This window comes from Synechococcus sp. R5-12 (assembly GCF_047502655.1).
Classification (GTDB): domain Bacteria; phylum Cyanobacteriota; class Cyanobacteriia; order Thermostichales; family Thermostichaceae; genus Thermostichus.
On the sequence record NZ_JANSIM010000122.1, the window covers coordinates 1 to 12,395 of the forward strand.

The 12,395-nt window shown below is 59.9% G+C and carries 14 protein-coding genes; 6 read left to right on the forward strand and 8 right to left on the reverse strand.

Going from position 1 to position 12,395, the window contains the following annotated elements; translation table 11 throughout:
- Positions 1–82: 82 nt before the first annotated feature.
- Positions 83–274 carry a hypothetical protein gene (locus NW843_RS07465; protein WP_011432601.1) on the reverse strand — a complete coding sequence of 64 codons (192 nt, stop codon included), beginning with the start codon at positions 272–274 and terminating at the stop codon, positions 83–85.
- Positions 275–777: 503 nt separating this feature from the next.
- Between NW843_RS07465 and NW843_RS07470 the strand changes: the two genes are divergently transcribed.
- The 3 genes from NW843_RS07470 (at position 778) to NW843_RS07480 (ending at position 3,453) form a co-directional block, all read left to right on the forward strand.
- A complete protein-coding gene (locus tag NW843_RS07470; RefSeq protein WP_414522559.1) occupies positions 778–1,626 on the forward strand; it encodes a Tic22 family protein in 849 nt (282 codons plus the stop codon).
- 12 nt (positions 1,627–1,638) lie between these two features.
- Positions 1,639–2,526, forward strand: a complete 888-nt coding sequence (gene prmC, locus NW843_RS07475; protein ID WP_414522560.1) for a peptide chain release factor N(5)-glutamine methyltransferase — start codon at positions 1,639–1,641, stop codon at positions 2,524–2,526.
- Between the two features lie 156 nt (positions 2,527–2,682).
- The gene (locus NW843_RS07480; protein WP_414522561.1) at positions 2,683–3,453 is read left to right on the forward strand and encodes a sensor histidine kinase; all 771 of its coding nucleotides are present in this window, start codon (positions 2,683–2,685) and stop codon (positions 3,451–3,453) included.
- A gap of 24 nt (positions 3,454–3,477) precedes the next feature.
- Here the strand turns inward: NW843_RS07480 and NW843_RS07485 are convergent, their stop codons facing one another.
- Positions 3,478–3,942 (reverse strand): YHS domain-containing (seleno)protein, encoded by a 465-nt coding sequence (locus tag NW843_RS07485; protein WP_414522566.1) that lies wholly within the window; start codon positions 3,940–3,942, stop codon positions 3,478–3,480.
- 223 nt (positions 3,943–4,165) lie between these two features.
- The gene (psb27, locus tag NW843_RS07490; protein ID WP_414350230.1) at positions 4,166–4,567 is read right to left on the reverse strand and encodes a photosystem II protein Psb27; all 402 of its coding nucleotides are present in this window, start codon (positions 4,565–4,567) and stop codon (positions 4,166–4,168) included.
- A gap of 65 nt (positions 4,568–4,632) precedes the next feature.
- Here psb27 and NW843_RS07495 point away from each other — a divergent pair, with 65 nt between their 5' ends.
- Both NW843_RS07495 and NW843_RS07500 read left to right on the forward strand, forming a co-directional pair.
- Positions 4,633–5,373 (forward strand): NnrU family protein, encoded by a 741-nt coding sequence (locus tag NW843_RS07495; protein WP_414522562.1) that lies wholly within the window; start codon positions 4,633–4,635, stop codon positions 5,371–5,373.
- Positions 5,374–5,407: 34 nt separating this feature from the next.
- Positions 5,408–5,800, forward strand: a complete 393-nt coding sequence (locus tag NW843_RS07500; RefSeq protein ID WP_414406841.1) for a thioredoxin family protein — start codon at positions 5,408–5,410, stop codon at positions 5,798–5,800.
- On the opposite strand, the gene NW843_RS07505 is transcribed toward NW843_RS07500, so the two are convergent.
- The 5 genes from NW843_RS07505 to NW843_RS07525 all read right to left on the reverse strand — a co-directional run bounded on the left by NW843_RS07505 (position 5,737) and on the right by NW843_RS07525 (position 11,643).
- Positions 5,737–7,332: a hydantoinase B/oxoprolinase family protein gene (locus tag NW843_RS07505; protein ID WP_414522563.1), complete on the reverse strand. Its 1,596-nt coding sequence runs from the start codon at positions 7,330–7,332 to the stop codon at positions 5,737–5,739. The two genes, NW843_RS07500 and NW843_RS07505, sit on opposite strands and share 64 nt — an antisense overlap.
- 5 nt (positions 7,333–7,337) lie before the next feature.
- Positions 7,338–7,646, reverse strand: coding sequence for a hypothetical protein (locus NW843_RS07510; protein WP_414329349.1), 309 nt, complete (start codon positions 7,644–7,646; stop codon positions 7,338–7,340).
- A gap of 31 nt (positions 7,647–7,677) precedes the next feature.
- Positions 7,678–8,217: a PDZ domain-containing protein gene (locus tag NW843_RS07515; RefSeq protein WP_414522564.1), complete on the reverse strand. Its 540-nt coding sequence runs from the start codon at positions 8,215–8,217 to the stop codon at positions 7,678–7,680.
- 240 nt (positions 8,218–8,457) lie between these two features.
- Positions 8,458–9,408, reverse strand: coding sequence for a prolyl aminopeptidase (gene pip / locus NW843_RS07520; RefSeq protein ID WP_414329348.1), 951 nt, complete (start codon positions 9,406–9,408; stop codon positions 8,458–8,460).
- Positions 9,409–9,435: 27 nt separating this feature from the next.
- Entirely contained in the window at positions 9,436–11,643 is a 2,208-nt protein-coding gene (locus NW843_RS07525; protein ID WP_414522565.1) for a glycoside hydrolase, read from the reverse strand.
- 167 nt (positions 11,644–11,810) lie between these two features.
- Between NW843_RS07525 and NW843_RS07530 the strand changes: the two genes are divergently transcribed.
- Positions 11,811–12,329: an HNH endonuclease gene (locus NW843_RS07530; protein WP_414331697.1), complete on the forward strand. Its 519-nt coding sequence runs from the start codon at positions 11,811–11,813 to the stop codon at positions 12,327–12,329.
- Positions 12,330–12,395 lie beyond the last annotated feature (66 nt).

The following is a 12,395-nucleotide window of genomic DNA, read 5'->3' on the forward strand; positions in this document are numbered from 1 at the left end:
CATACACCATGTGGGGGTATCTGTATCCCGGCACTGACCCTACGTACAGTACGGGGCTTAGCTACCCCCACACCCCCATAAGCTAAGAAGCCACCAGCACATTCAGGATCCCGGTGAGGACGGCGCTGAACAAAGCCAACGTTAGGTAGCGGCCAACAGCCGGGTTGTCACCCAGCAGCCGATCGGAAGCGCTGATGGTGAAAAACAAAGACCAGGCCTGAGTAGCGTTGATGGTCTCAAATTGGTTGAATTCAGCGGTGAAGATCTTAGCCATGACTCAATGCTCCCTACAGCTGTGGGTTCGCACCCCTACCTTAACAAAAGTTAACAGCAGCTGCCACGTTTGCGCGGCTACATCAGGACACCGCCGAACAAGGCTGGAATAGGCAGCGTTTTATGGGAGAGCTGGGTACACAACCCTCGGAGGGATCTGCATCTAGCGTGGATCAGTTGTATGCGACTCCGTATATAGTATTGGGTGATGCGGGATCCCCACCCAAAATAGGGGCTTTGCCCCTCGACAGAGGTCGAGCAGATGTTCTAACCTTGGCTTCTAGGGTGGCCCAAGAGCGCTCTTCAAGATAGGTGTGCCGGGGTGTTGTCAGCGATGGCCAACCGGGATCCTAAGGCTGAGAGTGTGCCGCATCGCTAGCCTAAGCCCTGTTGAGCGGGTTTAATCTAGGCAGCTTTTGATTTGCCCCAGGCTGTTGGTTAGTACTTAGGAAGCTGACCCCATAGCAACCAGAACAAGGCGCGATGCCGGGAGTTGAGATGAGAATGACGCGTTGTAATGTAGTATCGCCTGTGCGCTCCCTCTGCCGCTGTGCAGCTCAGGTGGGCGGCGTAGCCGGGATCCTGATCGGAACAGCTTGGGGGGGTTTGGCTGTGACTCCTGTTTGGGCTCAGGAGAGTGCTCTACTGGCTCAGGCTGCGGCAGGCCCCATGAGCCGGCAAGAGGTGGCGGAGCGGCTAAATCTGGTGCCTGTTTTTGCCATTGTGTCTCAGAACGGCACCCCCGTTGTCGCCAATGTGGAGCGGGATGGCCGCACCATCCAAGTGGTTTCCTTCTGGCTGGATCAGGCCCAGGCCCAACAAATGTTGGAGCAGGTGAAAGCCAGCAACCCCGAGATAGCCAGTCAAGCCCGGGTGGTGCCTCTCTCGCTGGGGTATGCCTACGAAAAATCGGAAGAGGAGCGCGCCAAGAATAGTGACCTGTATTTTGAGGTGGTGCCTCGGGCTTCTGATGTGGAAGCAGCCAAGCAGGTGCTGAAGGAAACCGGTCAAGATGTGCCTGCAGAAGCGATTGGTGTGCCTCTGTTCTATGGCCGCTCCGGAGAGGGGCTGCTGACCATCGAGCAGGATGGCCATGAGGTGGTGCCCTTCTTCTTCGACCGCAACGATTTGCGGAGGGCTTTGGATCGGGCGGCGGCGCAGAACCCGGATGTGGTTGGGAAAACCCAGATTGAAGTGACCTCGCTGGCCATTGTGGTAGAGCGTATGCTGGCCCCCGACGCGCAGGCCGATGTGCAGAAAATTGCCTTTATCCCCTCTCGCTCGGCGCTGGAGTATATCCAATCCCTGGCCCGGCCTGCCAATCCTTCTGCAAGTCCCCAGCCTCAGCGTTAACCTAAGCCCCTGATGGGATCCCCGTCTGCTCTGGTGAAGCGGTTAACAGAGTGGCGTGCCCAAGCCCTGAGGGCGGCAAAAGCGGCTGGGATCCCTGCCGAGGAAGTGGAGATTTTGCTCAAAGAACGGCTGGGGTGGGGGCCATTGGAGCGGTTGATGGGTCGCGCTCCGGCTGGGGAGGGGGATCCCCTGGAGGAGGTGCAGGCCCTTTGGCGGCAAAGGGTGGAAGAGCGCATCCCCCTACAGTACCTGTTGGGCAAAGTTGAGTGGGCGGGCTTGAGCTTGCGGGTGACGCCGGCGGTGCTGATCCCACGCCCGGAGACCGAGCTGCTGGTGGAGCAGGCTTCCCTTTGGCTACAGGCCAATCCTCTGCCGCCGGGATCCTGTTTTGCCGACCTGGGTACAGGCAGCGGGGCGATTGCCATTGCGTTGGCCCATCACCATCCCCAGTTGCGGCTTCTGGCCGTGGATTCCAGCCCAGAGGCATTGGCTGTTGCGGCAGACAATGTGGTAGCCCACCATCTGCAGGAGCGGGTGAACTTGCTGCTGGGATCCTGGTTTGTACCTTTGGATCCCTGGCGAGGACGGCTGCGCGGCCTGGTTTCCAACCCTCCCTACATTCCCTCTGCTGAGCTGGCCTCGCTCATGCCAGAGGTGCGACTGCACGAGCCACGACAGGCTCTGGATGGCGGAGAAGATGGCCTAGCCCACTTGCGGCTGTTGATTCAAGCAGCACCGGATTACTTGGCCCCGAACTCCTTTTGGGCGGTGGAAGTGATGCGAGGCCAAGCCCCTTGGGTGGCGGAGCAGTTGCAAGCTAGAGGCTGCTATCGGCAGATCCAAGTTCACCGAGATCTGGCCGGGGTTGAACGGGTGGTCAGCGCCCACTTCGTCGGATAGAAAAGGGTAGGATCCCATAAGACAGGGTATTGCCGCAGCCCGATTGCCTCAGCGGGACGTAGTCCTCGCTGTCCAAAACTCAAAGATCCAAACCCAAGGATCTGAACCTCGACGGGATCCCCCGTCTTTCCTTCGGAGCACCTCTTGAGGAAACCCTTGCCTGCAGCCAAACCCGATCCACTCCCCCAGCAGGCTGCCTCTGCCGACAAGCAAGAGGCTGTGGATTGGCAATTTGCTTTTGAACGCTCTGAGGTGATGCGGGCCTTTCAACAAGAGTTGCTCGTCAGCATCGGCCATGAGCTGCGCAATCCCCTCAGCAGCCAGATGGGATCCCTGCAGTTGGTGCTGTCAGATCTGTGTGATTCCCCCGAAGAGGAGCGGGAATACCTTCAAAGTGCCAAAGAGGCGGTGGAGCGCCTGATCAAGCTGCTTGAGGAATACACCCGCCTGGCTCGCCATGACCTGCCCATCCAACCTCTGCGACCGGAACCGACCCGACTACGCCCCCTCCTGCAGGATGTGTACAGCCTAACTCGCCTACAGGCCCAGGATCAGGGCATTCGCTACGAATGGCCGGTTCTACAACCAGCCCCAGCCTCTGAGGTGCCCCTTCTCCCCGATAGCCTCACCGTTTGGGCGGATCCCCACGGCTTGGTGCAGGCGCTGCTGGGAGTGTGTCGCTGGGGCATCCGCACCCTACGCTACGGTTCGATGGCTTTGCACCCCTATCCCACCGCAGAAGAAGAGGGGCGACTGTGCCTGGGGTGGAACCTTGAGGGGCGATGCCATGTGCCCATTCAAACAGAGGGCTGTGCCGTCTGGCGGGTAAGCGAGCGGCTCCTGAGAGAAATGGGAGGCCAGCTGGAACTCTGTGAAAGTGGACTCTACCGGGTTGGCATCAAGGTAACCCTGCGCCTTGCACAGTGAATCTCAGAGCAGGGGGGCTTGGGTTTAGCGGCTTCGCAGACCCGGCCAGTTGGCATCTGCCTTCTCGATCAACCCGGGGATGTCGCGCTCCCAGTTGCGCTGTACCCGCCGGTTGGCGTTCAGGTATAGCTTGTCATCGACGATTTTCCAGGCAAAGGGATCCACCGGGTAAAGGTAGTTGTGGGCCACGGCCCAGGCACAAAACCCGCCGTACTGGGGGGCAAAGCGCTCTGGGTTGTTGCGAAACCGCTCTCGATTGTCGGCGCTGGCAAACCTCCAGGTTACCCCTCCCCACTCCCATTCATACTCTGGGGATCCCTTGACCGGCTTGCCGTCGATGAAATAAGCCACCGGGTCATAGCCCCGCAGGGCCAGGCCATCCGTTGCAAAAAAGGGGCCCGGGGATCCCTCCTCGGCAGCCCCAACAACCTGTCCTTGGGCTGGGAGAGACAGGAGCCAAGCTGGGTGAGAAGCAACAGCCCCAACCATCAGCAGCAGCGGGATCAAAGCCCAACGATTTTTGACCATCACGACCTCCCAAGTCCTCAATCGAAAATCGAAATGAGCAAGAAAGCCTTACTCTTCCCCTTCAGGTTCCAAAAGACATCTGACAAAAGACATCTGAGGAGATGCTGGCTTCCGGGGACTGGGAACAGTTTGGCCACAGCGAGGAGATTTGCCTGTGATTTGGATCTCGGAGATCTAAAAAAGCTCAACCTTCTCGGCGCAGGGCCAATTCGGCCCGATCCAGTTGCATCAGCACCCGCTCCACCTTTTCGGGGTTGAGAGGTCGACTGGAAGTGCGGTACTGGGAGGCCAGCGTGTTAAACACCGTGCGCAAAGTGGTAAAAGACTGCAGCTTATCGTAGCGATGGCCGTGGTAGCGCCCAGAAAACTCCTGGATGGCTTGCATGGCTTCCGCTCGCGCCTCTTCCGGGTTCATCAGGGGATCCCCTTCTGAAAGGACGGTGCGTAGGGTTTGGATCAGGGTCATGCTGTCTTCGTAATACTTGCCGGTGAGACGGGCAGCCTGAGCAACTGAGCTCGCTGAGCCCAGCAAAAGGGCTACAGACAGGAGCAGGCTGACAAGACGCAGAAAAAAAGTTTTGAGCATGGGGAACCTAATGTAACTTACTTTTAAGCATAAGCCACAGCAACACCAGAGGAGTCACCCAAAAGATGCTGTTCACCCCCTTCAGCGACTTTCTGCAGAAGCTGGGCCAGTACGGATCCCATTGGACAATGCTGGCCCTGATCTTGGGGTTTGCCTGTGCTCACAGCGGACTGGCCTACTTGCGACCCTGGGGGGAAAGCCGGCTGGGATCCCGTCTGTACCGCATCTTCTTTGCTCTGGTGAGCCTCAGTTTGGCACCGCTGTTGCTCATCTATTTTTTCAACCACCGCTACGACGGGGTGATTCTCTGGGATCTCCAAGCCGTCCCGGGCATTCGCACCACCGTTGCTCTTTTGTCTGCCCTCTCTTTTTTCTTTTTGTATCCGGCCACCTTCAACTTGCTGGAGATCGCCGCCATTCGCAAGCCGGAGATCCACCTGTTTGAAACCGGGATCATCCGCATCACCCGTCATCCGCAAATGGTGGGCCAGGTGATCTGGTGTGTAGCCCATACCCTTTGGATTGGCTCCAGCTTTATGGCGGTGACCTCGCTTGGGCTCATTGCCTACCACCTGTTTGCGGTTTGGCACGGGGATCACCGCCTGGAGCGGAAATACGGGCAGGCCTTCCGCGATCTCAAGGCGCGCACCTCCGTGATCCCCGGCTTGGCCATTCTGCAGAAGCGACAGCAACTGCGCCCCCAAGAGTTTTTTCGCTGGGCCTATCTGGGGGTGTTCAGCTTTGTAGTGATTCTTTACGCCTTCCATCCACAAATGGTTTCTGCAGCCAGCCAAGTTGCCTGGTAGCATGATCCCAAAGAACTTCTTTAGTTTGGGAGTGATGGCCTTGCAAGTTGCTTTAGATGCTTTTAATCAAGAACTTTTGACAAGTGATGGGTTGGTTTTGGTGGATTTCGGCGCCCCTTGGTGTGGCCTGTGTCGCTTCATTCAGCCGATTACCGACCGTCTCGTAGCCGAGTGGGGAGGTGCGGTCAAAGTACTGCGGGTGAATGTAGACGACAATTTTTGGCTGCCGCGCCGCTATCGGGTGCGCTCTTTGCCAACCCTAATTTTGTTTGAGAAAGGTCAAGAAGTGCAAAGGCTGGAGCACTTCGCCAATCGCGATGAGGTGATCCGCCGCTGCGAGCAGTTGTTTCTTGACCACCTGCGCTACCTGGGTTCGGGAGCCTGCTCATCCTCGCTTGAGCCCCAAGCTCCGCCGCCGGGCGTGTAGAGGGTGATTACATCGCCCGCTTTTAGGGGTCGGCTGATTTTGCCGGGTAGGGGATCCCCGTTGAGGAGGTTGATCCCCACTTGGCCTGGCCCGCCTCCCTGTTCTCCTTGGGGGGCATAGTGGCGCCGCTCGGTGAGCAGGGAGAGGGTGCAATCCTGCAAAGTCTGGATGGAGCGGATTAGCCCCCAGCCGCCCCGCTGTTGGCCATGGCCGCCGGAATCCTGGCGTAGCTCGTAGCGCAGTACCCGCAGGGGATACTCCAGCTCCAGAGCCTCGATGGGGGTGTTGAGGGTATTGCTCATGCCCACATGCACTCCGTCCAAACCCGGTCGTTGCCGGCTGGCCCCCTGACCACCTCCCAGGGTTTCGTAGTAGGTGAAGTGGCGGTTGCCCAGCACACAGTTGTTCATGGTGCCCTGCCCCTGAGCGATGCTCCGCAATCCGGCCACGGGAGCCAGAGCTTTGAACACCACATCGGCAATGCGCTGCGAGGTTTCCACATTGCCCGCCACCACTGCTGCCGGAAACTGGGCATTCACCAAGCAGCCGGGCGGCGCCACGATCTCGATGGGATCCTCCAAGCCGACATTGCTGGGGGCCGTGGGATCCAACAGACAGCGCAGGGCAAACAACACCGCCGAGCGGGTGACGGCCAGGGGCGCGTTCAGGTTTCCCGCCATGGCCGGAGCAGTGCCGGTGAAGTCCACCCGCAGCTTCTCGCCCTCTACTTCCACCTGCACCCGAATCTCAAGGGGCGCGGGCGGATCCCCGTAGCCCTCCAACCAATCCTCAGCCGTGTAGATCCCATCGGGCAGAGCCTGAATTTGCGCCCGCATCCGCCGGCGGCTGTACTCGATGACCCCTGCGATCAACTGCCAAGCTTCCTCTTCTCCAAAGCGGGCCAGCAACTCCCGAAACCGGCTCATCCCCACTGCGCTGGCCCCCACCTGGGCCTGCAGATCCCCCCGCCGCTGCTCGGCATTGCGCACATTGGCCAGGATTAGGCGCAGCAGATCCTCCTGCCAGTACAACTCTCCTTCTAGAGAGAGCCCAGCCAGCCGTACCGGCGGGATCACCAGCCCCTCTTGCCAAAGTTCTGTGGAGTCGGCGGGCATGGAGCCAGGGCGCATCCCTCCAATATCAGCGTGATGAGCACGGTTCACAGCATAGGCGCAAATCCGGTCGGGATCCCTCCAGCCGGGAATGGCCGCGACCACCGTAACGTCCGGCAGATGGGATCCCCCCTGGTAGGGATCGTTGAGGAGAAACACATCTCCGGGTCGCGGGTTGGCTGCCACCACCGCCCGCACCGCCTCCGAGAGGGCTCCCAGATGTACCGGGATGTGGGCTGCCTGGGCAATACAGGCCCCTTGCGCGTCAAACAGAGCTGTGGAGCAATCCCGCCGTTCCTTGATGTTGGCCGAGTATGAACCGCGGATGAGGCGCGCCCCCATCTCTTCGGCAATCCCCGCCAGAGCGTTGGCCATGACCTGCAACCGGATGGGATTGGAGACAGGATAGTTGCTATCCATATCCCTCAAAGCCTACGCCCCAGCCAAACGGCCACCCTGCGGATCCCTTGCCAGAACTGCAAACGACGTTGCCAGCGGGCAAGGGTATGGCGATTCTCGCGCAGACGATCCCGCAGACGCAGCAACTCAGCGGGAGTGGGAGCCAAGGCCTGTTGAGCTGCTTCTCGCCAATCGGCCATGGCCTGCTCTGTGACCCCAAGAGCCGAGCGCAGCTTCAAAATGACAGGAATGAGAGCAACCAGGGCCAAAAACAGCAAGCCGTTGAGGCCGCAAACTGCCCAGACAGCCCATCCCGAACTCCAATTGGCATTCACAGAGAGCTCCGGGTAGGGATCCCGACAAGGCTCACTGCTGCTGCAGCATCAAGGGGCGCAACACCCGGCCATCCCCCACCACAACCACCGTTGACAGCACCTGCTCACCACGGCGGAAGGTAATCGGCACCGATTGGCCTACCGGGGTATTTTGGATGATCTGCTGCACATGTTGCACGGAGGTGACCCGCTGCCCATCCACGCCAATCAAAATATCGCCCTGGGCCAGACCGGCTCGTTGAGCAGGACCATCCTGGAGCAAGCCGACCACCTGCACCCCCTGAACTCGAAGTGCGGGGCCGAACAGACGACGGCTGATGGCGCTCTGGGCTTGCTCGCCGTTCACCGTTTCAATGGCAACTCCAATGAAGCCGTTGCCGACAGCATAGGAGGCAGGCGACCACTGGACCCCGAAGCTGTTGGCGTCGCTGCTGACCTGAACCGTGGAGCTGTAGGGATTGTAAGCTTCACCCCCAACCGAGCCGCAGGGGTAGGCCACAACTGCATCTGCCAGCAAGAAGGAGATGGGCAGGGCTAGGGCAAGCTTGAACAGATGGGTTGGTTTCTGCATGGTTCGACCCTGGAAACGGTGAAGTAGAAATGAGCTTGAATCCGCGAAGCACTTGGGTGGATGCACCAGCCAGGTGTGGGCAGCTTGCACCGCCCCTCCCTCAGTGATAAACCCAAAATCGCCAACTGTCGATAGGCTTGGCCGTGCTTCTGGGCTGGATCCCAAGGTTTTGCCGGCCTTCCTGTAGCAATTCTTCAAGGTCTTGGGATCCCTGGCAGCACTGGGTTGGCTCGGCGGGGCTCACAAACCGGCAAAGCGATCGGTGGCTTCCAGGAGGGCGGTGCGGATTCCGGGCTCGGTGATGGAATGGCCAGCATCGGGGATCATCCGAAACTCTGCTTCTGGCCAAGCCTGATGCAGCTCCCAAGCAGAGATGGGCGGGCACACCACGTCGTAGCGCCCCTGGACGATCACCGCCGGCAGATGCCGCAGCCGTCCCACCCCCCTGAGGAGCTGATCCTCCGGATCCAAAAAACCGCCGTGGACAAAGTAATGGCACTCAATGCGGGCAAAGGCCTCGGCAAACTCTCCCCGACCAAAGCGCTCGATGAGCTCTGGGCTGGGGATCAACTTGCTGGTGCTGGCCTCCCAGACGGACCAGGCGCGAGCTGCCCTCAGCCGTACCTGGGGATCTGGGTCGTTTAGGCGGCGGTGGTAGGCTGCCAGCAGGTCATCCCGCTCTTCGGGAGGGATCGGCTCCAGGTAATGTTCCCAAGCGTCGGGGAAAAAGTAGCCGGCCCCCGACTGGTAAAACCAGCGGAGCTCAAAAGGGCGCAAGAGAAAAATGCCCCGCAAGACAAACCCTAGGCAGGATTGGGGGTGGGTTTGCCCATAGGCCAGGGCAAGGGCACTGCCCCAGCTGCCCCCGAACACAAACCAGCGATCAATGCCCAGATGCTGGCGCAACTTCTCGATATCCGCCACCAGATCCCAGGTGGTGTTCTCCCGCAGCTCGGCATAGGGGCGACTTTTCCCGCAGCCCCGCTGATCGAACAGCACCACCCGCCAGCGGCTGGGATCGAAATACTGCCGGTAGATGGGATCGATCCCGCCTCCAGGCCCCCCGTGCAAAAACACCACCGGCTTGCCTGCCGGGTTGCCGCACTGCTCGTAGTACAGGGTGTGGAGGGAGGAAACCGCCAGAAAGCCTTGATCGTAGGGCTCGATGGGGGGATAGAGATCGCGCGACATAACTTGAAGCTCTGCTGGTCATCACTCTCAGGGTCTGCGCAGGGCAATGGTGGCCTTGGGCGGGATCCCTTCCTGAAAGGTCTCGCCATCGGCAGCCAGGATGACAAATTGCAGCTCCTGACCCGGCTGGGCGCCCAAATTGCTCCAGGGGATGGCCACCTCCAAACAGGCATCCACCACCGCCTTCACTTGATGGCCGATGGCGTGCCAGGTGTGGTACTCCCCTGCTTGCAAGAGCTGAGCTTGCACCTCCGCCGGATGCTGGCCGGTGCCGGGAGGCGGCAGTGACAACCGCAACAGGTGGCGGTAGTGGTAGTTGAGAGGGGCTTCTGCCGGCAATCCCTGCAGGGGAATGGGGCTGTTGACGGTGACACGGTTGGGATAGAACCACAGCACCAGCAATTGCCTGGGCCGCTGCACCACCGAGTTAAAATCCAGCCGCAGATAGAGGTTGAAGTGATCGAACCCGTACCAGAGGCGACGAACAATGCTGTTGCGGTGCATGGTGCCTCGGGCCGCTCCAATCTCCACCCGCCCGGCTTGGCTCCACTCCCGTTCTGCCGGACGACCGTTGATGGCCGGGTGGATGAACCCCTGCGGCAGGCGATCCCCTAGGCCGTCATGATCCTCCAGGGGAAATTGCAGCACGGTCGGCACCGCCTCTCCCAAAGCAGTGTAGAGCGCCTGCAGGTGCTCCCGAAACAACTGGTCGAAAACGGCATCATGGGCGGAGGAGTGGCCTGCCCCAAACCACCAGAACCAATCGGATCCCTCGGCGGCCCAGAGGGCTTCCCAGGCTTGGGGATTGGCGCGGGGATGATCCTGAATCACCTGGCGGGCCTGAGCCAAGAGCTCCCAAGCGCGGTTTTTGACGGGATCCCCAATCCAGGTGGTGAAGTCCGCCTCGATCCAGGAGCCACTGTGCAGCTGCTCTGCCGGCAAAAACTCAGTGGGAGGAAACTGATCCAGAAACTCGGAGACCGTCACCAAGCGCAGCGCCGGGTGCTGGCTGAGGCGGGTATAGAGGTTTTCCAAGAAGGGCCGGCCATCTTGGGGGTAGTACTCCCAGCAGTTTTCCCCATCCAGAGCGATGGTCACCAGCCAGGGCTGCTCCTGGGGCAGGCGGTTGCGGATGCTCTCCAGATGGCCGATGAGATCTTTGGCGGCAGCATCGGCGGGCATGGCGCTGTAGCTGAAGCCGATCAAATCCGAAAGGCGGTGATCCCGAAAGACGATGGCCAGATCCCCCCGCTCGGTTTCCAGGCGGTAGGGGCGGTAGAGCTTCTCCGGCTCCAGAATGTGGCCCTGCCCATCGCGGTGAAACGGTTGACCCAGGCTCCACCCCAAAACCCCTTCGTCGGAGATGATCCACTCAAAGCCCTGTTTTTGCACAATCGGCACAATGGCAGGGCTTACGGATTGCTCGGAAGGCCACAGGCCCCGCGGCTCGCGGCCAAAGCGCTCCCGATAGATCTGCTTAGCCCGCTCCAGTTGGCTGTGGACATCCTGCTCCCAGTGAAAGGGGTAGCGAGGCAAAGGCAACCCTGGCCGAGCCACCCGTGCCGAGCGCTCGCTCACCAACAGGGGCAAGATGGGGTGGGTATAGGGGCTGGTGGTCAGCTCCAGTTGGCCGTTGCTCTGCAGTTTGGCGTGCTGGGGCAAGATGGCGCCGAGGATCTGTTGTTGCTTGGCGTAGATCCGCTGCCGATCCGCCAGGGTAAAACCGGATCCCATTTTGATCCAGCCCTCAATCTCAGGATCCTCCTGAAAGAGAGGATCAAACCAAGACAGGTTGTGCCAGGCCAGCAGATCCCCGAAGTCCTGCGGAGTCCAGTACTGCAGACACCAGTTCACCCCCTGAGATTCCCGTTGGTTGTAGAGCTGCCGGTAACGGGGGTAGGGCTCGATCATGGTGGGGTAGTGGCTGTCGAAAAAACGCTCGACCACAAAGCGCAGTTGATCGGGGCCGAGCTTTTCGACAGGGGATAGGGTCAGTTCCAGGTAAGGATCAAAAGCCGAGCCGGCCACATACTCTTCGATCTGTAGAATCAGGGAGGGCACCAGGTTAATCGTTTGGTGCAAGCGGGGATAGCGCTCCAGCAGCAAGACCAAGTCCAGGTAATCTTTGATCCCGTGTAGGCGCACCCAAGGCATGCGATATTTACCCGCCACCGGACTTTTGTAGAGGGGTTGGTGTTGGTGCCAAACCAGGGCGACGTGCAGCGGGTAAGTCATGGGCGGTACGGGATCCAACCATCACCCGGATACTAGCCCATCTGTCTGGCTCGCGATCGTAAGAAACTCTTGAATGTCTGAGCGCTGCCGGTGTCGATGGCGGTGGGGAAAAGCTTGCCATTCGGCAGATTCCTCAGGAGAATGGCGGCAAAAGGAAGAGCTGAGCCATGACTGCCGCTACCCACCTTCTGGAACAGTCGATCGTTGTCTTTTCCCAAAACTATTTGCCCATCAGCCGGGTCAATATCAAGCGGGCAATCGTGCTGCTGCTAACAGGCAAAGCCGAACCGCTCTCGATGATGCATGTGCCGGTGTGGAAGGTGCGCTCCCCCAGCCAGGTCATTGAAGTGCCCGAACATATTCGCCTGACCATCAAGGGCAAAGAGCGCGCTTGGCGCGTGCCCCCTGTGAATCGGCGGGAGGTTTTGCGGCGGGATCACCACACCTGCCAGTATTGTGGCAGCACCCACAATCTGACCTTGGATCATGTCGTGCCCCTCTCCAAAGGGGGATCCCACAGTTGGGACAATGTGGTGACGGCTTGCGAACGCTGCAATCAACGCAAGGGCAACCGCACCCCTGAAGAAGCCAACATGCCCCTGCGCAGCAAACCCCGTGCCCCTCTCCACCCGACGGTGGCTTTTGCAGAACAGTTTTGGCGCGAACACCAAAGTCGGCAAGAGTGACATCCTCCCGGCGCTCATCCTATGGACAGAGCGCGGGCCACCCTTCCCGTCAGCAGGACGGAGTCC